17 protein-coding genes are annotated in these 18355 nt (G+C 59.7%); 6 read left to right on the top strand and 11 right to left on the bottom strand.

Annotated elements, in window-relative coordinates; translation table 11 throughout:
* Positions 1-61: 61 nt before the first annotated feature.
* Positions 62-910: a prephenate dehydratase gene (pheA, locus tag BDD14_RS07125; protein WP_130418193.1), complete on the top strand. Its 849-nt coding sequence runs from the start codon at positions 62-64 to the stop codon at positions 908-910.
* On the opposite strand, the gene BDD14_RS07120 is transcribed toward pheA, so the two are convergent.
* From BDD14_RS07120 to BDD14_RS07100, 5 genes are all read right to left on the bottom strand, one after another.
* Positions 897-1277: an EVE domain-containing protein gene (locus tag BDD14_RS07120; RefSeq protein WP_130418192.1), complete on the bottom strand. Its 381-nt coding sequence runs from the start codon at positions 1275-1277 to the stop codon at positions 897-899. The genes pheA and BDD14_RS07120 overlap by 14 nt on opposite strands.
* A gap of 44 nt (positions 1278-1321) precedes the next feature.
* A complete protein-coding gene (gene murI / locus BDD14_RS07115; RefSeq protein WP_130418191.1) occupies positions 1322-2155 on the bottom strand; it encodes a glutamate racemase in 834 nt (277 codons plus the stop codon).
* Positions 2152-2781 carry a GerMN domain-containing protein gene (locus tag BDD14_RS07110; RefSeq protein ID WP_130418190.1) on the bottom strand — a complete coding sequence of 210 codons (630 nt, stop codon included), beginning with the start codon at positions 2779-2781 and terminating at the stop codon, positions 2152-2154. Before BDD14_RS07110 ends, murI begins: the two co-directional genes overlap by 4 nt.
* Positions 2778-3572 (bottom strand): N-acetylmuramoyl-L-alanine amidase family protein, encoded by a 795-nt coding sequence (locus BDD14_RS07105; protein WP_130418189.1) that lies wholly within the window; start codon positions 3570-3572, stop codon positions 2778-2780. Before BDD14_RS07105 ends, BDD14_RS07110 begins: the two co-directional genes overlap by 4 nt.
* Before the next feature lie 148 nt (positions 3573-3720).
* Positions 3721-5076 carry a DUF1015 domain-containing protein gene (locus tag BDD14_RS07100; RefSeq protein ID WP_130418188.1) on the bottom strand — a complete coding sequence of 452 codons (1356 nt, stop codon included), beginning with the start codon at positions 5074-5076 and terminating at the stop codon, positions 3721-3723.
* 357 nt (positions 5077-5433) lie between these two features.
* On the opposite strand from BDD14_RS07100, the gene BDD14_RS07095 reads away from it, so the two are divergent.
* From BDD14_RS07095 to BDD14_RS07080, 4 genes are all read left to right on the top strand, one after another.
* On the top strand, positions 5434-6462 hold the full coding sequence (locus tag BDD14_RS07095; RefSeq protein WP_242617794.1) for a VWA domain-containing protein: 1029 nt from the start codon (positions 5434-5436) through the stop codon (positions 6460-6462).
* A complete protein-coding gene (locus tag BDD14_RS07090) occupies positions 6446-7633 on the top strand; it encodes a VWA domain-containing protein (RefSeq protein ID WP_242617793.1) in 1188 nt (395 codons plus the stop codon). Before BDD14_RS07095 ends, BDD14_RS07090 begins: the two co-directional genes overlap by 17 nt.
* A 2-nt stretch (positions 7634-7635) precedes the next feature.
* Positions 7636-8550, top strand: a complete 915-nt coding sequence (locus BDD14_RS07085) for a PLP-dependent cysteine synthase family protein (RefSeq protein WP_130418187.1) — start codon at positions 7636-7638, stop codon at positions 8548-8550.
* Positions 8551-8619: 69 nt separating this feature from the next.
* Entirely contained in the window at positions 8620-9774 is a 1155-nt protein-coding gene (locus tag BDD14_RS07080) for a trans-sulfuration enzyme family protein (protein WP_242617792.1), read from the top strand.
* A gap of 463 nt (positions 9775-10237) precedes the next feature.
* On the opposite strand, the gene BDD14_RS07075 is transcribed toward BDD14_RS07080, so the two are convergent.
* The 3 genes from BDD14_RS07075 to BDD14_RS32370 form a co-directional block, all read right to left on the bottom strand.
* Positions 10238-11731: a DUF1254 domain-containing protein gene (locus BDD14_RS07075; protein ID WP_130418186.1), complete on the bottom strand. Its 1494-nt coding sequence runs from the start codon at positions 11729-11731 to the stop codon at positions 10238-10240.
* Positions 11732-11773: 42 nt separating this feature from the next.
* Complete coding sequence (locus BDD14_RS32375; protein WP_207231702.1) at positions 11774-12481, bottom strand: DUF1214 domain-containing protein; 708 nt, start codon at positions 12479-12481, stop codon at positions 11774-11776.
* A 149-nt stretch (positions 12482-12630) separates the two neighbouring features.
* Complete coding sequence (locus BDD14_RS32370; protein ID WP_207231701.1) at positions 12631-13233, bottom strand: DUF1254 domain-containing protein; 603 nt, start codon at positions 13231-13233, stop codon at positions 12631-12633.
* 230 nt (positions 13234-13463) lie between these two features.
* Between BDD14_RS32370 and BDD14_RS07065 the strand changes: the two genes are divergently transcribed.
* Positions 13464-14618 carry an acyl-CoA dehydrogenase gene (locus BDD14_RS07065; RefSeq protein WP_130418185.1) on the top strand — a complete coding sequence of 385 codons (1155 nt, stop codon included), beginning with the start codon at positions 13464-13466 and terminating at the stop codon, positions 14616-14618.
* Positions 14619-14802: 184 nt separating this feature from the next.
* Here the strand turns inward: BDD14_RS07065 and BDD14_RS07060 are convergent, their stop codons facing one another.
* From BDD14_RS07060 to BDD14_RS31640, 3 genes are all read right to left on the bottom strand, one after another.
* The gene (locus BDD14_RS07060; RefSeq protein ID WP_130418184.1) at positions 14803-17106 is read right to left on the bottom strand and encodes a protein kinase domain-containing protein; all 2304 of its coding nucleotides are present in this window, start codon (positions 17104-17106) and stop codon (positions 14803-14805) included.
* Between the two features lie 18 nt (positions 17107-17124).
* Positions 17125-17832 (bottom strand): iron-containing redox enzyme family protein, encoded by a 708-nt coding sequence (locus tag BDD14_RS07055; protein WP_130418183.1) that lies wholly within the window; start codon positions 17830-17832, stop codon positions 17125-17127.
* 90 nt (positions 17833-17922) lie between these two features.
* Positions 17923-18207, bottom strand: a complete 285-nt coding sequence (locus BDD14_RS31640) for an aroma-sacti cluster domain-containing protein (RefSeq protein WP_165419960.1) — start codon at positions 18205-18207, stop codon at positions 17923-17925.
* Between the last annotated feature and the right edge of the window lie 148 nt (positions 18208-18355).

Raw genomic sequence — 18355 nt, 5'->3', positions numbered from 1 at the left:
CCTTCGCCGCGGTGGAGGTTGCCATTCATGAATAAAATAGAAGTTCAACGGAGCGTGCTTTTTGAAGATTGCGATTCAAGGGGAGCTGGGTTCCAACAGCCACATGGCGACCATGTCGATGTTGGGCAACGAAGTGGACGCGCTAAGCATCCTTCCCTGCAACGTCTCGGCGGAAGTCATGGCGCGCGTTATCTCAGGCGACGTCGATGCCGCAGTTCTGCCTATCGAAAACAGTCTCCACGGCTCTGTCGCCGAGCACTACGATCTGTTGCTGGAGCTTGATGTACGCATCGAAAGCGAGAGTCTTCTTCGTATCCGGCACAACCTGATCGTCGCACCGGGCGTGACGACAGGGGAAGTGCGCCGCGTACTCTCGCATCCGGTCGCGTTATCCCAGTGCAGAAAGTTTCTTCAATCGCATCCAGAGTTCGAGGTGATGCCGTTCTACGATACGGCGGGTAGCGTAAAGCACCTGATGGAGCAGAACCTGCGAGATATTGCGGGAATTGCGCCGCAGCTTGCGGCCTCACACTATGGCGCTGAAATCCTTATTCCATCCATCGAAGACCATACGCAGAACTTCACGCGCTTTCATCTCATCCGCCGCACCGAAGATCCGTGGCTGATTGAACCCAAAGGTCCGGAAAACAAGATGAGTCTGGCCTTTGCGATTGAGCACCGGCCGGGCACGCTTGTTGCAGCCCTGGAAAGGCTGGCGTGGGCAGGAGTCGATCTGACAAAAATCGAGTCCCGCCCCGTTCCCGGCAGCCCGTGGGAGTATGTCTTTTACGTGGATGTGAGGTTTGACGTGCCTGGAAAAGCTGAGGCAGCCGTTGCCGCCCTGATGGAGCACTGCAGGATGGTCAAGGTGCTTGGCAAATATCGCGCAGCGACCTTCACGGATGAATAAGCCACTCGTACTGTTCTTCGGAGAGAGGAACGACAGAGAGGCGAAACTGGCGGAAGAGAATCGATCCCTGGAAGACTGCGGCCTCGCGAATCTCGGCAAGTGGCCTCTCGCGTTTCAATGGCTTCACCGGCGCAATGCGCACAATCGGGTTCTTCGGGTCCGTCGCGTCAACGGAGACAACCTTTGCCGTGCCCACGGCGGCCTTGCCCACATTGGAGTGATAGATAACAAGCTTGTCGCCCTTCTTCATGTTGCGAAGCGTCAACAGCGCCTGGTTATTTGAGATTCCATCCCACGTTGTCTCTCCATCGCGGATGAGATCGTCGTAGGAATATTTGTCTGGTTCCGTCTTCAACAGATATGGCATGCAGACAGATTACCGCGCAGACGATTTCGGCATCGACGAAAATCTTAGCCGCCCAGGTCGACCAGCTTCACGGGCGGCAGCGGTTGCCGAAGGAATGCAGACCCGAGCCGCTGAAATTTCTCGATCGAATCCGTCGCGTAGAAGACTCGGTCAGGCATGACGATTGCGCCCGGCCCTGAATCCATTGCCAGTGCGGCGACCGCACTGGCCGTGGCCTCCGCAGAATCGATAATCTGCATCGGGTGATGCAGATTCTTGAGCGTAGTCTCGATCAGTGGTTTGAGCAGTGGATAGTGCGTGCAGCCTAGTAGAAGAATATTGGCGGCTGGAGCCTGTTCAAGAGCCTCCAGAAGATAGATGCGCAGAACCTCAAGAGTCACGGAGGTATGAACGTCTGAATGCAGCCATCCTTCTTCCACCAGCGGTACAAGCAGCGGGCAGGCCTTCTCGACGGAGCGAAGACCGAGTGCATTCAACGCTCGGGTATAAGCTCCCGACTGCGTCGTCGCAGAGGTCGCGAGCACGATAACGCGCGACCCGCCGGTTCCCGCGGAACTCGCTATGGCTGCTGTCAGTGCAGCGTGTGCGCCGGGCTCTACGACTCCAACGATCGGAACAGGTACGGCAGCCCGGATGTCGTCGAGGGCGAGCGCCGTTGCCGTGTTGCAGGCAATCACCAGCAGATCCGCTCCCTGGTCGGCGAGAAATCTGGCGCTCGATACCGCATAGCGCGCAATCGTCTTTCGGGACTTCGAGCCATAAGGAAGCCGCGCCGTGTCTCCGAGATAGACATAGCGCGCATCAGGAATTAATTGGAGGAGCTCACGAAGAACCGTAAGCCCGCCGAACCCGGAATCGAATACGCCGATCGTCTTCATGGCTGAGCCGCTGCCTCGCTTGGAGCAGTTGGACGAATCGTCGTGTCTGTAAGCGGAAACGCCTGATCGAGGGCGGCATGGCCAGCGAGCGTCTCACGCGATTGACCGTCGACAAGAAATCTCACCTCGGTGGACTCGGGAAATGCCGCATGCAGCGTGCCAATGATGGAATTCAGCGTGAGCTGCTCCACTTCAATGCCGGAAGGGTGATTGTCGACGAAAGAGCTTCGCAGGTTTACCGCGATCGCCTTGCCCGTATTCGGACGAGAAGAGTCCGTCAGGAAAAACACATCGTCAACCGATGGCCCGCTTTGAAGCGGATGTGCGGAGTCGGGGAGCGAATACTGCGCAAGAAGATGTTCCAGCAGTGTTCGCGCCCGCAGCGAAGGGTCCTGGGGGAGTGCGAGCTCGGATCGAGCTGCCGTAATCGTAGCGTCAGCGTCGGAGGCGACGTATAACGTTACCTCTTCCGTTGCGGCGGCCGTTGGGGCTGCAATGGGGGTCGCATCGTTGAGCGCAGTAAGACGCTTCTGAGCCACGCGGCAGCCTCGTAAAAGAAACCCTCCCATCAGGAAGATGCAACCCACAAGACCCCAGAAGAGGATGCGCTGATAGCGAGGAATCATTGCGGCACTCCTGGGCGAGGGAGCAATCCAGGCGTGGCTGGCGGCGCCGGAGCATTGTGATTGCGGAAAGATGCCAGCCCTGCGGCAATCGCGGTCGCGGCGCGTTGTTGGTACCCGGAGTCGGTTGCTGCGGTGGAGGTGCCAGAAGATGTCTTCAAGGGGGCGAGCTCGATCGCGATCGCCGGGCAGACGAGATTGTCGAGCGGAGGAACAGAGGCACGGAGCAGCAACACCGGCAGCTGCGCCGCGTCGATCGTGAGTCCAACCTCATTGGCCAGCCGAAGACTCATTCCCACCACGGGGGCCTGCGCCTTGTTCCAGACCAGTGCGCGACCGGAAGTGGACTTCGCCACGCTCTCCGGAAGTGACGATGACACGAGATGAACGCCCGACCCGGTTGCGGCGGCATGAATCACAAGGCAGGCGAGAGGCCGGACATGGTTGGCTGTTCCCGCGCGCTGATCGGTTGTGAGCTCCTCGGGAGGGTCCGAATCCCGGGTCACGACGACGGTAAATCCTTGTGCGGTGAGTGCAGGCCGTAGCTTCTGCGCAAACGCGAGAGTTACATCTTTTTCAACGGCACTACTCGAAAGCTGGGCGCCATTATCCCGTCCCCCGTGCGCCGCATCCAGCACGATCAGGTTGCGGTAAAAGGCTGGTGGTGGTTTGGGCGGCGCTGCTGGCTGCATCGCCGGGCCTGCAGCGGCAGGGGGGGCCTGCGGAGGCCGCGCCGTTTCCTGAGACTGCGCCACCATGGAGTGTGCCCCGCCGGTCAGGAGGGAGACTGCCAACGTGAGAATGGAATTGCGAAGTCGAGTCACGGTTTGGGGAGTGTGGCTTTGATTGTATCGGGCAATCCTGACCCGTGAACGAAGAGCTTTATCAGATTACGAAGGAAAGGCTTCGCCGCATTCGGCGAAGCCCGGGGCCTCCAGCCAGTTAGTCGAGAGCGTAGATCGCGAGTCCGCTCAGCAGTTTGGGATAGAAATCCGTCGACTTCTGCGGCATCACATCTCCTGCGAGGGAGACGTCCTTGAGCTGTTCCAGCGTGATCGACTTGATTAGAAAAGCGATGTTGGCATCTCCCTCGGTAACCATCGAGGCGGCCTCGTCGGCCTCCCGAAGGTAGCTCACGCTTCCAAGCCGTGTAATCGTCTCCTGGTCCAGGCCGAGCAGCTTATCCAGCACCACCCGGTGAAGCTGCACAACGTCCAGCTGGCGCTGCCTCAATGGAAGATCCTGAAGCAGGGCGTCGATTCTATCCGGCTTCGCCGTCAGCAGATAGCTGCCGTCAATCGTTACGGCAACGAACGCTGTGCGGTCAGTTTCCGCGAGTACCGCCACGTCATGAGACGCAAGCTCCTTGACCTCGAAGTACGCGCTGGCGCGGGTGAGGAAATCCGGAGACGAGAAACCCTCGATCCCATAAACCACGCGGTGCGTCGGCAGAATCGTAATGCCAGGAGCATCCATGTTGACGAAGGTCATCATCATCGCTGCCTCCGGGAAGGAAGGCGCAGGCAGGTGGCCCGGCGAAATCTTCTCCTCTTCGTCGCGTGGTTGGTTCAGCGGAAGTTTCAGCTGTGCCGACCGTTCCTGGGCGTAGGCGACCGAAGTTTCATAACGATGGTGCCCGTCGGCGATGATCAGCTTCTTATCGGCCATCGCCGTAACAATCAGATTGATCAGGTTGGGATCGGTCAGCTTCCACACCCGGTGGACAACTCCATATTCGTCTGTAATCGCCAGGTCTGCCGGATTATTGTCCTTGCCGTCCGGCTCGCTCACCCCGAAGATCAGCTTCTCGGCGGTGAAGGCGGGATCGGAGTAAAGCATGTAAATCTGCTCGCAATAAGTCCGGGTCGCCTTGAACAGACTCATGCGGTCGCTCTTATGCTTTGGAAACGTCTGTTCGTGGCGATAAACGACCTTATCGGCGTAGTCGTACAGGTGGCCAAGGGCGATAAAGCCCCGCCGTTCCCTCACCTCGCTGGTATGGGGAACCGTGTAGGTCTGGGAGTAGCCGTACAGGGCCGGCTCCGCCTCTTCTTCCAGAACGCTCTCTTTCCGCCACGCCCGAAGGGTCTCGGCGGCCCGGGTATAGACGTTTTCCTGGTCATTGTCGCCGGGCAGGTGCTTGCCCAGGATGACTCGCACGAGGTTATACGGGCTCGCATCGTAGTAGCGGTCCTGCATGGCCGGGCTGATCTTGTCGTACGGCTGGGTAACGACTTCTTCCATGTTGACGCGGGCGGGGTCGTAGCGAAGGGCGCGGAAGGGGTAGATGCGAGCCATGCGGATTCTTTTGTTCTCCCTCAAATGACTGATATGGATTGATTGTACGGGGACGGGCAGTTGCCTGTTGAAGCAGACGCAACAACTGTTTGCAAAAGGATGACAAATGGACCAAAAAACGCGTCTATAAGAGAGAGGAAGAGAGCGAATCGAGCCGATTCGGTGTATATTCTGCGGACGGAGTTGCAGTAGCCAGATATTGGGTGTGTATTGAGCTGACGGATCTCCACCGAGGTGCGGAGTCAGCAGGAATCAGGTCGCGGAGATGACCAGGCTATGCAGGATGCGAATACAGAGTTCGGTTGTCGGCGGAAATGGACAGAGCCTCTCTCACGGGAAGCTCGACGATCTCGACTTGTGTCCGTTCTCGGGGTTCTGCTCGCTGCAGTGATGATGAGCGGAGCCGGTGCTTGCAGAGTCGAGGCGCAGGAGAATCCTTTGGGTGAGGTTCATACCCAGCCCCCACCTCCGCCTCCAAAGTCTCCCCAGGATGCGAGGCCGGTTGTGGAGGGAGCAGACAACGTCGCGGCTAGTGGGACCTCTCGCCGTGATTCGCGGCTGCGCGTCGATGTAAATCTCGTTCTGGTTCCAGCAACCGTTACGGACCCGCTGAACCGTCTTGTGACAGGTCTCGAGAAGGAGAACTTTGAGATCTATGACAACAACATAGGGCAGGTCATCAAGAGCTTCTCCACCGAAGACGCACCGGTGACGATTGGAATCGTCTTCGACCTGAGCGGCAGCATGAACTCCAAGTTCAACCGCGCCCGCAGAGCCCTCAGCGAATTTCTTCGTACCTCCAATCCCCTGGATGAGTTTTTTGTCGTCGGTTTCAACGACAGGCCCGCGGTGATCGTCGATTACACCTCGGATGTGGATGACGTCGAGGCGCGTATGGTGATGCTGAAGCCGGAGAATCGCACCGCCTTGATCGACGCCTCTTACCTGGGAATGACCAAGCTTCGGGACGCCAAGTATGAACGCAAAGCCCTGCTCATCATCTCGGACGGGGGCGACAATCGTAGCCGCTATACCGAAGGAGAGTTGCGGCGCGCTGTCCGTGAGAGCGATGTTCAAATCTATTCCATCGGGATCTTCGATCAGTACGCGCCCACCCAGGAAGAGCAACTCGGCCCGGTTTTGCTGAGCGACATCTGCGAGATGACCGGAGGAAGAATGTTCCGTGTGGGCGATGTCGCCGATCTGGGAGATATCGCGACGCGCATCAGCGCGGAGCTGAGAAACGAGTATGTCCTCGGTTACAGGCCGTCCGAGGTGAAGAAGGATGGCAACTGGCGTAAATTGAAGATTAGACTGGTGCCGCCCCCGGGACTTCCTCCGCTGACGGTGCACAATCGCCAGGGGTACTATGCACCTTCGGACTAAAGCATTGCCGTGGGCGGCTGCAGCCATGTTGTTGCTGCCGCGACCGGGTTGGGCAAGCGGGTGGGGCTGGCAGGGGAATGCCTCGCAGGCAACCAATCCAACGCAGCAGAGTCCAGCACAGCCGGCGTCTCAGCCGTCCCTGACGGTGGACCGCGATCCTGTTGCTTCGCCGGATCCTGACACACCTCCGCCTACCGGGAAGGGAGGGGCCAAGGCTCCGGAGGGCCCGGCCGGACCCATTCAGCGTGGCGCGGGCGGAAAATATACCCTCAGGACCGATGCTTACGAGGTCCGGTTGAATGCAACCGTGCTTGATTCGGACGGCAACTCCATTCTGACCCTTAACAAGGATGACTTCCGTGTCTTCGAGGATGGTGTTCCGCAGACCATCGCCTCTTTTCGCCATGAGGATCTTCCCGTCTCCCTTGGAATCCTGATCGATAGCTCCGGTTCCATGTATGACAAACGTGGGGCGGTGGAACAAGCTGCCCTGGACCTCATCAAGCTGTCGAACAAAGAAGATGAGGCGTTCGTGGTGGACTTCTCCTGGGAGGCGTTCATCGACACGGACTTCACCAACGATATCGACAAGCTGCGCGAAGGCCTGAGCTACGTCAAATCCAGCGGCGGAACGGCGGTTTATGACGCTCTCGTGGCTTCCGCGGATTACCTGACCAAGAACGCCAAACACCCCAAGCAGGTTCTGCTGGTCGTTACCGACGGCGAAGACAACGCATCCAGCGCTTCTCTCGAGCAGGCAATTCGCAGGATCCAGGATCTCGACGGTCCTGTCATCTACTCCGTGGGTCTTCTCTTCGGGCAGGACACGGACAAGAGAGAGTCGCGCCACGCAAAGCGCGTGCTGGAGACGCTGAGCGAACAGACCGGAGGAGCGGCGTACTTTCCAAGATCTCTCAAAGAGGTTGCTTCGGTCGCCGCCCAGGTCTCACAGGATATCCGGACCCAGTACACGATTGCCTATCAATCCACCAAGTCGCCGACGCTTGGAGGCTATAGAGAAGTGCACGTGGACGCAAAGGCGAAGGGGATGGGGAAGTTGTCGGTTCGAACGCGAACCGGATACTATCCCCGAATAGCGTCCGCTGCCTCCTCGCAAGGGCAGGCGGCGGCCAACCCACAAGGAGCGAACGACGCGCCAGCGCGGCCCTGAGAATGCGGAGAGCGGAGACGATTACAGAGCTGGTAGGCGGTACGCCGATGGTGCGACTGACTGCGCTTGAGCCTGAGGGCGGAGCGCAGATCTGGGCCAAACTGGAATATCTCAATCCCGGTGGGAGCGTGAAGGATCGCGCGGCCCTGGGAATCGTTCTCGATGCCGAGCGTCGCGGCGTGCTTGGCCCCGGATCGACGATCGTTGAGGCGACGGCCGGGAACACTGGAGTGGGATTAGCCCTGATCGGTGTCAATCGCGGGTACAAGGTCGTGCTGTATGTTCCGGAGCAGTTCGCCGAGGAAAAATGCATTCTGATGCGCGGGCTGGGGGCGACGGTGATTCGAACTCCCGAGGCGGAAGGAATGGCCGGTGCGATTCACCGGGCGCTTGCCTTCGAGCGAGAGACGCCGGGCGCATTTGCGGCCCTGCAGTTCGAGAATCCTGCGAATCCTGACTTTCACGAACAGACAACCGCGGTCGAGATCTGGGAGCAGATGGAAGGCCGGGTCGATGCCTGGGTTTCAGGCGTGGGCTCGGCTGGGACGTTTACCGGCGTCTCACGGTTTCTGAAGCGGCAGAGCGAAGCGATTCTGACAGTCGCGGTGGAACCTCAGGGAAGCGTGTTGCAGGGCGGAGAGCCGGGGAAGCATCGAGTGGAAGGAATTGGCGTCTCATTCATTCCAGCTACTTTTGATCGAAGTGTCTGCGATCGGGTGATTCGTGTGATGGATCCTCCTGCGTTTGTTATGGTGAAGCGACTGGCTGCTGAGGCCGGCGTGTTTGCGGGTTCGAGCGCCGGAGCGGTGGTTTGTGCGGCGGTTGAAGTTGCAGGCGAGCTTGGCGCGGGACGGCTCGTGATTACGGTGATTCCTGATTCGGCGGAGCGATATCTGTCGAAGGGGTTGTTGACCTAGGGTTGGTTGCGCTTCGGGCGAGCTACTGAGATTCTTCGCTTTTGGCTCAGAATGACGGTTTGAGAGGCAATGATGGCTGAGAAGAAGCACGGGTTTGCGACGCGGGCGATTCATGATGGACAGGAGCCGGAGAAGGTGACCGGCGCTGTGAACGTTCCCATCTTTCTGACCTCGACGTATCAGCAGGAGGAGATCGGCAAGAACCGAGGGCATGAATACGCGCGGCTGACGAATCCGACTCGCGATGCGCTCGAGGAGAGTCTGTGCTCGCTCGAGGGCGGGACCAGCGCTCACGTCTTCGGCTCAGGGATGGCGGCGATTACGGCTATGTGCACCATGATGAAGGCCGGCGATCACGTGGTGTGCTCAGACAACGTGTACGGCGGAACGCAGCGGGTCTTCGACAAGGTGCTGGCGAACTATGGCCTGACGTTTACTTACGTCGATACGAGCATGGCCGAGAATGTTGCGGCGGCGATTCGCCCGGAGACGAAGCTGGTCCACATCGAAACGCCGACGAATCCGATGATGGCGATTACGGACATCCGCGCCGTGGCGGAGATCTGCCATGCGAAGGGCGTCGAGCTGAGCGTCGATAACACCTTCCTCTCGCCCTATCTGCAGCAGCCGATCGCGTTGGGCGCGGATATCGTGATGCACTCGACGACGAAGTTTCTGAACGGCCACTCGGACGGACTCGGCGGCGTTCTGATCTGCACCACGCCGGAACAGGCGGAGCGCTTCCGGTTCGTGCAGAAGTGCACGGGGGGAATTCTCTCGCCTTTCGAGAGCTATCTGTTGCTGCGTGGCGTGAAGACGCTGGCCGTGCGGATGAAGCAACACGATGCCAATGGGCGTGCGGTGGCGGAGTTCCTGGCCGGACACAAGGCGGTCGAGAAGGTCTTCTATCCGGGGCTGACGGATCACCCTCAGCATGAACTTGCGAAGCGGCAGCAGAGCGGGTTTGGATCGATGATCTCGATCGAGCTGGGCTCGCTGGAGAGGGCGAACGAGTTTGCCAAGCGTCTGCGGCTGGGACTGCTCGCTGAGTCGCTGGGTGGCGTGGAGACGCTCGTGTGTCATCCGGCGACGATGACCCATGCGGCGGTCGGGCCGGAGGGGCGGGCGAAGCTGGGGATCACCGACGGTCTGATGCGAATCTCGGTCGGGATCGAGGATGTAGAGGACATCATCGCGGATCTGGACCAGGCACTGGCAGGGTAGGGCCCTCCCCATACGATTTCGCGCAAAATATTCATTTTGCTTGACTTAGGTGTGGACTACTGCCGCAAAGTATTCAAAATCAGTATCTTACATGTAAATTATTGAAAAGTAGTTGGTTACGGGCGAGAGCGGTGTAAACTTATTACTCCTCGCTGAATTAATCATAGCGGATTGCGCGAAACTAAAGCGCAAACCGATCTCTTTTGGAATCAGTCTGTTATGCCGAAAGGGACTTGACAGCCTGGTGCGTGGACCTGGTAGGTATTCAGGGCGCCGGAGTGTAATCGGATGTGGTTCGTCTCGATCTTTCCGTTGAAGGGCGAATGGCGGCTTTTCGAAATAGTCGAGCGAGACGGGGAGCCGAAGTCCAGCCGATATCTAGGCTGTCGTTCGTGGTAAAACCCCAATGGAGCGATAAGGTAAGAGGAACCGCCATTCGCTGCCTCTCCTGATCAATCGTTTGCTACTTCACCTCTTCGAAGTCTCCGGGTTTCCAGGATCCGTCAAAGGCTGCTTTTTCAGGACCGTAGACGCGGAAGTAGACGAACCAGCCTTTGCCGGAGATGGTTTTGATCCACTGATCTTCGTGTCCCTGAGGAGCTTTGGGGCCGAAGTAGAGCTCGGTGGGCTGGGTCCTGGAGACGTCCTTCAGCTCGAACATGGAGCGCAGCGCGGCCTTGGCCTGGTCGGTGATGACCTGGCTTCGCGTGTCGGTGTCGTAGACGGTGACGGACCAGAAGAGCTTGCCGGGGACGGGCTGGGGGACGGAGAGCTTGTAGCTTTTGCTGCCGTCGAGGGTGGCGCCGGTGGAGTCGCGAAGGCCAAGCCAGTACAGCGAACCTGCAGTGGGATCGCGCTTGAACATGGCGGGCGAGGCTCCGATGGCTTGATAGAACCACTTGTCGCGTGCGTAGAGATCGGCGTAGTTGCTGGTGTTGAAGTCGCCGTCTTCGAAGCGGAGCGCGGCCCATTCCCACTTGCGATCGGGCCAGACGATGCGGTCGGGACGACGGTCTCCGAAGGATTCGACGCGCATCTGTGCGTTGCCGATCTTCGCGGCTCTCTCAAGGATGGCGGTCATACGGGCGTCGGGAGAGAATGGTTTGCCCTTTTCGAGGCCTAGCGCGGCGAGCTCGCCGTACATGTTGTGAAAGCGCGGATTGGGGACTTCGGTGTTGATGACCTCATAGAGCTCACGCCAGAACTGCATGTTGTTCTCCCAGGCGAGCGGCGTGGTGTCTTCCGGGGGCGGTGTGAGATCGAGCCATTGGGTTTCAGGCCATCCTGGGACGGACTTGAGCGGATGAACTTTTACGGTCTTGATGCGGGCGATGGCTCCGGGAACGTCGCCGTTGACGGGAAGGGAGCGGATGCCGACGAGCATCTTGTTTGAGGGAGAGGTTGCGATGCGGTAGCCGGCCGGAGGTTTGTTCTTATAGCCGGGAGGGAGGAAGACAACTTTGTCTCCTTTGCCGGCGGCAGGGCCGGGCAGGCCGAGATCGGCGACCCAAAGCTGGTTGATGTCCATCGCGATACAGATGAGAGGACCGGGGGGCAGCTCGACGACCATAGGGCCATCGGTGAGGTCGAGCAGCAGCGGAGCATAGGGTGTGTCGGAGTTGAGGGTGAAGCCGACGTGCCTGGGTTGAGTATCGAGCGTGCCGAAGACCTTGTTGGGGATGACGCCGAGTTTTGCATTGCCCTTGAAGATGGCTGAGCCGGAGACGGTCGGGTAGAAGAAGCGGTAGGCTTCGACGGCCCGGTTGAGGTCGGCATCGTCGTAGGCCTTTTGCGCGGTGTTGCCGATGGGGAAGCCGCGTTGGAAGATGTAGCCGCTGGCGGCGGCCAGGAGGCCGGGAGGGGCGGCGGCAGGGGACCGGTTCTGCTTCGGCTGCTGCTCGCATCCGATGAGTGAGGCGGTGAGGACGGTGACGATCAGCGCATGGCGTCTCTGCATGGGTGGCTCTCTCCTCGCAGGAATCAGATAGTACGAGAGAAGCTACTGCACCTTTTGGATGTCCGGCAGCTTCCAGGTCTTATCGAAGAAGGGCTTTTGTGGACCGTAGAGGCGGAAGAGGACCTCGAACTTGCCTTTGGCGTCGGTGGGAATCCAGTTGGATTCTTTGCCTGCGGGGGCCTTTGGCCCGAAGTAGATGTCTACCGAGCCATCGGGGTTCTTCTCGAGACCTGTGGTCAGCGAAGAGCGGCTGGGCCACTGCATGTTGCGGATGAGGGCGTGGGTGCTGCGGTCGTAGGCAGTGGCTGACCAGTAGAGGGTGACGGGCGCGTTTGCCGGCACGTTGAGCCGATAGCTGCTTGCGCCGTTGAAGGGCTTCCCTGCCTTGTCGTTAATCGCCATCAGATAATACTGACCGGCCCCGATATGCTTTGCGCTGAAGAAGACGAAGGTGTATGTGAGACCTCGTGTATCGACGGGATAGATTTCCGGATCTGCATAATTTGACTGGATTGCCTTCGCGAATTCCGCCGAGGCGGGAAAGGCCCAGTGGTTGCCCTCATTGAAAGGCTGCGCGAAGACATTTTCATAAAGGGGCTGGAACCATGCATGAGCTTCGAGAACAGCCTGTTTGAGGATGTCTTGTGTTGCCGCGTCGGGGTTGAAGGGCTTTCCTTTCTCGATGCCGATGGACTTGAGCTGGTCGATCATGGCCCGGTCGCGGTCCAGCCAGGGTTCGGTCTGCACCATGCGGTCGAGGGACTGGAAGAAACGCAGGTCGTAGGGAATGGTGGCGTCGTAGACGACGTCGATGGCGTCGACGAACTGCGTCTCGGGCGGATGGGCGGCCTGCGAGAGCGGGTAGAACCTGACGCGCTTGCCGTAGGCGACAGCACTGGCTACGTCGGGCTCGCTGGAGCTCTTCGGGTTTGAACGAAGGAGGGCGAATCCCTGATAGGTAGGGGACGCATGGCGATGTAGCCGGAGGGCACCTTGTCTTTGTAGCCGGGAGGAAGAATGAGATACTTTCCTCCCTTGCCCTTGTCGACGCCGGCGGGGCCGACGTCTTCGATGGCGGTCTGCCAGCAGTCATCGACGGAGCCGGTGATGGTGCCGGTGTCGGCGGGAGGGATTTCGAGCACCATGGGTCCGGCGTCCCTGGTGTTGTAGAAGGGCATGAAGTAGAGGGTGTCGGGGTTGGGGGTGAGGGTCTGGTTCTTCCAGTTGAAGAGACGCGACCAGAAGACGACTTTGTTGCTGCCCTCGCCAGCCTTGGCGTCGTGAACCATGGTCTGGACCATGCGGTCGAAGTTGACGGCGGGCATGCCCCAGATGACAGCCTCGACGGCGCGGCGGCGAAGGGTGCGCTGGGCGAGATCTTCGGAGGAGAGGCTTGCGGAGGCGGCATCTGCAGGTGGCGCGGGCCTTGGCTGGTTGCAACCGGAGATGGTACCGAGGAGAACGACGGCTGCCGCAAGGGAGATCGCGGGGTGCTTCTGCATTCTTCCTCCTGGCTTCCGTTATTCGATAGAGCTTTCTATCGCTTTCGTACAGCGCAGACTCAGGGAAAGGATTGCAGGAGCCGTAATTGCAGACTCTTTGTACTACGGATAGGAGAGTTTCACCAGTTGGATAGTGGACACAGCAGAGGGAGACAGAATCAGGCGCGCAGGAGTATTGTTTCTGGTGATGATGGCATTAGTTTTGATTATGAGTGAGAGGAGATTCCGGAATGTTTCTGACAGAGGAGCAGGAGCAGTTACGTAAGGAAGTGCGGGCCTTCGCGGAGCGCGAGATTGCGCCGCATGTGTCGGAGTGGGATGAGAAGAGCGAGTTTCCTCACGCGGTGGTGAAGAAGCTGGGAGAGATGGGGCTGCTGGGCGTGATCTTCCCGGAGGAGCTGGGCGGCGCGGGGATGGGGTATGTGGAGTACGTGGTCGCGATCGACGAGCTTTCGCGTGTCGATGGGAGCGTGGGGATCATTGTGGCGGCGCACAATTCGCTGTGCACGAACCACATCATGCTGGCGGGGAACGATGAGCAGAGAAAGCGGTGGATTCCGAAGCTGGCGAGCGGCGCGTGGTTGGGTGCGTGGGGTCTGACCGAGCCGGGGTCGGGGAGCGACGCGGGCGGGGCACGGACGACGGCGGTGAAGCGTGGGGATAAGTGGGTACTGAATGGGTCGAAGACATTTATCACGAATGGGACGTACGCGAACTGCGCCGTGATCCTCGCTGTGACGGATAAAGAGAAAGGTCCGAGTGGCGGGATCTCGGCGTTTGTCGTGGAGAAGGGAACGCCCGGATTTCGGCCGGGGAAAAAGGAGAACAAGCTGGGCCTGCGGGCGAGCGATACGGCAGAGCTGATCTTTGAGAACTGCGAGATTCCGGAGGAGAACCTTGTGGGCAAACTCGGGGAGGGTTTCAAGGATGCGATGCGGGTTCTGGATGGCGGAAGAATCTCAATCGCGGCCCTGAGCCTGGGGATGGCGCGCGGCGCTCTGGATGCCGCGATCAAGTACTCGAAGGAGCGGCGGCAGTTCGGCAAGACGATCAGTGAATTTCAGGCGATCCAGTTCAAGCTGGCCGATATGGCGACGGAGCTGGATGCGGCGTGGCTGCTGACGATGCGCGCGGCGCGGATGAAGGATGAGGGAATGCGGGTGACGCGCGAGTCGGCGATGGCGAAGCTGTATGCGAGCGAGGCTGCCTGCAGGATCTGCGACGAGGGTGTGCAGATTCATGGAGGGTATGGGTTCATCAAGGACTATCCGGCGGAGAAGTTTTACCGGGATGTGCGGCTGTGTCCGATTGGTGAAGGGACGAGCGAGATTCAGAGGATGGTGATTGCGCGGGAGCTGTTGGGGAAGGCTCCGAGCCGGGGGTAGGGTTGGAGCTGCGCTTCGAGTGGGGCAACGCTCTGGGGGAGTGGTGCTGGAGGTGGAGACCCTGCGAAGAGATACTGAGATTCTTCGCTTCGCTCAGAATGACGATAGAGTGTGGGGCTAATGATGACGATGTGGGGCGGAATGATGACGAGTGTGGTGGGTTAGACCCCTCGAATGTGGTGGGTTAGACCTCGAAGTTTTCCCAGCGTTCGCGGACGCGATCGACGAGCTCGTCGAATTGCGGGGTCTGGCGGACGGGCGTGAGCAGCGGGTCCCAGCGGCTGATCATGGGGTAGTTGATGAAGCCCTTGTTCATGGCCTTGTCGATCCAGGCGAGCGCGTTGGTCGTATCGCCGATGAGGGCAAAGCACTGGGCCAGGTTCCAGGAGTAGTGGGGGTCGTGCTCGGAGATCTGGAGGAGTTCGGTCGTGGCTGCCTTGTCGAACGCTTTGCGATCGCCGAGGAGAGCGGCCTGCATGACAGCACCCAACTGTGAGAAGAAGTGGGTGGGATCGAGTTGCTGGATTGCGCGGAACTGCTTGATGGCCTCTTCATCGCGGCGCAGCAGGGCGAGGATTTGGCCCTTGCACCAGAGCAGCATGGTGTTGGAGGGATCGAGGCGAATGGCGTCCTCAAAGGAGGGAAGCGCGTCGTTGAACTCGCCGCCCATGAGGGAGAGCAGGCCGGGGATGAAACGGTAGACGGGCGTGAGGGGATCGATCTCAAGGATGCGGCGGGCCAGCGGCATGGCGGCATGGGCTTTTCCACTGAGGCCGCAGACGGCGGAGTACCAGCTGAGCGTGTCGGAGTCGTTGGGATCGGCGGCGATGGCTTTTTTGAGCAAATGTACGGCACGCTGGCTGTCGCCTTCCTGTACGCTGATTAATCCGAGCAGGCGATAGGCGTGGGCGGAGTTCGGGTCGATCTCGAGGGCCTGATTGGCGCAGTCGCGAGCCTTTGCGAGGTACTCGGTGTCCGAAGAGATTCCGGCGTTGATGTACTGCCAGTAGACCTGACCCTTGGCGGCGAGCAGAAGAGCATTTTTGCCGACGATGTTTTCGCCGGTGTCGAGGTATTCGAGCGCGCGCTCGAGAGCCTCGCCGGAGTAGTTGAGAATTTCGTGCTTCGCCATCAGGTAGTAACGGTACGCTTCTACGTCCGGAAGAGGCCGCTCATGCATATGTTGCTCCTCGGCAGGGGTGAGCTTGATCTTGAGCGCGGAGACGATCTGGCGCGAGATGTTTTCCTGAATGGCGAAGACGTCGTCGAGGGTGCCGTTGTACTTGTCGGCCCAGAGCAGGGACTGGCTTTCCGGGTCGATGAGCTGGGCGGTGACGCGGATGTTGGCTTTGCCCTCGCGCGAGGTGTTATTCAGCCGGACCGAGCCCTCGAGAACGTAACGCACGTTGAGATCGCGGGCGATCTTGCGGGGCGAATCGTTGGTTCCCTTGAGCTGCATGGCGGAGGCGCGGCAGATGATACGCAGCGCGCGGATGCTGGAGAGGTCGGTGATGATCTCCTCGGTGAGGCCATCGCAGAAGTAGTCGGTGCTGTTGTCTGCTGGCGCGGTGGTGAAGGGGAGGACAACGACGGAGGGCTCATCGATATTCTGCCGGTAATCGACGAGCAGAGTGGGCAGCGCGACGGTGTAGTTGGACGCAGAGCGGCGGAACTGGGAAAACGGCTCGAGGGCGGTGAGGAACTGTGCCGCGTCCTGGAAGCGTTGATTGGGATCCTTCGCGAGGGAGCGATCGATGAGCTGGAGAAGAGGCTCGGGAAGGTCGGAGCGATAGTCGCTGAGAGGGCGCGGCGAGGTGTGCAGGATGGAGTCGAAGACGGCGTAGGGCGTGGTGCCGGGAAAGGGAAGCGCGGCTGTGAGCATCTCGTAGAGGACGACGCCGGTGGCCCAGAGATCGGCGCGGTGATCGACGGGGCGGGAGAGCACCTGCTCCGGCGCCATGTAGCTGATGGTTCCAACGAGGACGCCGGTCTCCGTGAGGGCGCGGGCGACGTGAGGACGCCGGGCCAGGCCGAAGTCGACGATCTTGACCTCGCCGTCGGGATTGACGATCAGATTGGAGGGCTTGATATCCCGATGGATGATGCCCTTGCCATGGGCATGCTGCAGTCCGGAGAGGAGCTGGAGGGCGATCAGCGATGCCGCGGAGGGATCGAGAGCGCCGCGGGTAAGGCGCTGGGCGACGGTCTCGCCCTCGTAGAACGCCATGACAAGGATGATCTGGCCATCGGGGAGCTCTTCAATGTGATGGATGCGGCAGATATTCGGGTGATCGAGGACGGAGGCGGCACGGGCCTCTTCAAGCAGGCTGCGCTTGAGCGCGGGGTCGGCAACGGCGGCGGGAGAGAGGCTTTTGAGGGCGACGGTGCGGTGGAGGAGGAGGTCTTCCGCCTTGCAGACGACCCCCATGGCTCCGGAGCCAAGATGTTGCAGGACCTTGTAGTGCGAGATGGTCTGTCCTTCGATCATTTCCTGCCGTGCGTTTTCTTACGATGCCCTGAGAGAGCGAAGCCTGATCTCGGGAGAGGTGGCGTGAAGCGCCACGAGCTCTTCGAAGACGGAGGCGACTGCATCGATGGTGTGAAAGGCGCTGAGCGCGATGTATTTTTGCTGCTCCTCGGTGAGCGGCATGGAGTCGAGGGTGCGATTGAGATCCGCGATGTGGTGAGGATCGTTATCGGCGTGCGCGATGAGACAGCGGAAGGCGGTTGCCGGCAGCCGGGTGCGTTTGCGGATGGCCTCGAGCTGCTCGGTGAGTGGAGGGTAGCCTTCGAGAACGATGAGGTAACCGAAGACGGTGACGGGATGGATGTGCAGCGCCCAGAAATACTGGGCTCCCACGAGAGAGACAACCGCCGGCACCGGTGTGGCCGCTGCCACCTCCGCGGGAGAGATTCCGAGTGTTCCGATATCGTCGAGCAGCCAGTCGTCGTGATCCTGCTCCTCGAGGATGTGCTGGTCGAGATAGGGGGCGACGATTCGGGCGACGGGATCGTCTGGAAGGGTGAGGGCGCGGTCGCGCGCGGTCCGCATCAGGTGAAGGCCACCCTGCATGACGCGATGGAGCTGCACGAGAAAGACCGGCAGCAGTTGCGCAAGCTCAGGATGCGTCCAGAAGTCATCGCTGGCGGCGTTGAGCCGGCCTTCGGCAAGACGGATTTTTGCCCAGAGGAGATCGCTGTGAGACGAAAGCATGGCGGCATTCCTGAGAGATCGAAGATGGCCTCCGCTGAGAGGGGCCGCAGATGCGGCAGCCCTCACGTGCGGGCATAGAGGAAGGGTTCGTTATACCGGAAAATTCGGACGAACGCTGGCCTTGGTGGAGAGAGGGGCATCCCCCATCTTCTTGCGCAACTTGATAAGCGTGTTGACCTCGGAAGCGCTGAGCTTGTCGATAACAGCCTGATCGTGATCCGCAATACTTTCCTGGGCGATGACGCCGGCTGCCGTGAGGCGCTCGAGGTTCGAGACCTTCGGAGCAGACTTCTTCTTTACAGCCTTCTTAACCGGCGACTTCTTTGCCGGCGATTTTTTTACGGCTTTCTTCGTTGCTGCTTTCTTGGTTGCCACGGTATTTCTCCTTTAGGCGCAGGGGTCTGACGCCAGACGTACTCTTGTATGGGGCCCGGAACAACAACAGATTGCATTGAATCTGCGCCAATTGTATACGCGACCGATCCAACGGGATGAGGCTTTTTGCGTAAGGTCTGTCTTCGGT

It is taken from the genome of Edaphobacter modestus, assembly GCF_004217555.1.
GTDB lineage: Bacteria > Acidobacteriota > Terriglobia > Terriglobales > Acidobacteriaceae > Edaphobacter > Edaphobacter modestus.
The sequence above is the reverse complement of the archived record's forward strand: the minus strand, read 5'-3'. Positions and strand labels throughout refer to the sequence as shown.

Bases quoted from the DNA above. Each gene is read 5' to 3' on its own strand.
- BDD14_RS07075 (WP_130418186.1), bottom strand. From the start codon at position 11,731: ATGCAGAGACGCCATGCGCTGATCGTCACCGTCCTCACCGCCTCACTC.
- BDD14_RS07100 (WP_130418188.1), bottom strand. From the start codon at position 5,076: ATGGCTCGCATCTACCCCTTCCGCGCCCTTCGCTACGACCCCGCCCGC.
- BDD14_RS07060 (WP_130418184.1), bottom strand. From the start codon at position 17,106: ATGATCGAAGGACAGACCATCTCGCACTACAAGGTCCTGCAACATCTT.
- BDD14_RS07110 (WP_130418190.1), bottom strand. From the start codon at position 2,781: ATGATTCCTCGCTATCAGCGCATCCTCTTCTGGGGTCTTGTGGGTTGC.
- BDD14_RS32370 (WP_207231701.1), bottom strand. From the start codon at position 13,233: ATGCAGAAGCACCCCGCGATCTCCCTTGCGGCAGCCGTCGTTCTCCTC.
- murI (WP_130418191.1), bottom strand. From the start codon at position 2,155: ATGAAGACGATCGGCGTATTCGATTCCGGGTTCGGCGGGCTTACGGTT.
- BDD14_RS07120 (WP_130418192.1), bottom strand. From the start codon at position 1,277: ATGCCATATCTGTTGAAGACGGAACCAGACAAATATTCCTACGACGAT.
- BDD14_RS07055 (WP_130418183.1), bottom strand. From the start codon at position 17,832: ATGCTTTCGTCTCACAGCGATCTCCTCTGGGCAAAAATCCGTCTTGCC.
- BDD14_RS07065 (WP_130418185.1), top strand. From the start codon at position 13,464: ATGTTTCTGACAGAGGAGCAGGAGCAGTTACGTAAGGAAGTGCGGGCC.
- BDD14_RS07090 (WP_242617793.1), top strand. From the start codon at position 6,446: ATGCACCTTCGGACTAAAGCATTGCCGTGGGCGGCTGCAGCCATGTTG.
- BDD14_RS07085 (WP_130418187.1), top strand. From the start codon at position 7,636: ATGCGGAGAGCGGAGACGATTACAGAGCTGGTAGGCGGTACGCCGATG.
- BDD14_RS07080 (WP_242617792.1), top strand. From the start codon at position 8,620: ATGATGGCTGAGAAGAAGCACGGGTTTGCGACGCGGGCGATTCATGAT.
- BDD14_RS32375 (WP_207231702.1), bottom strand. From the start codon at position 12,481: ATGGTGCAGACCGAACCCTGGCTGGACCGCGACCGGGCCATGATCGAC.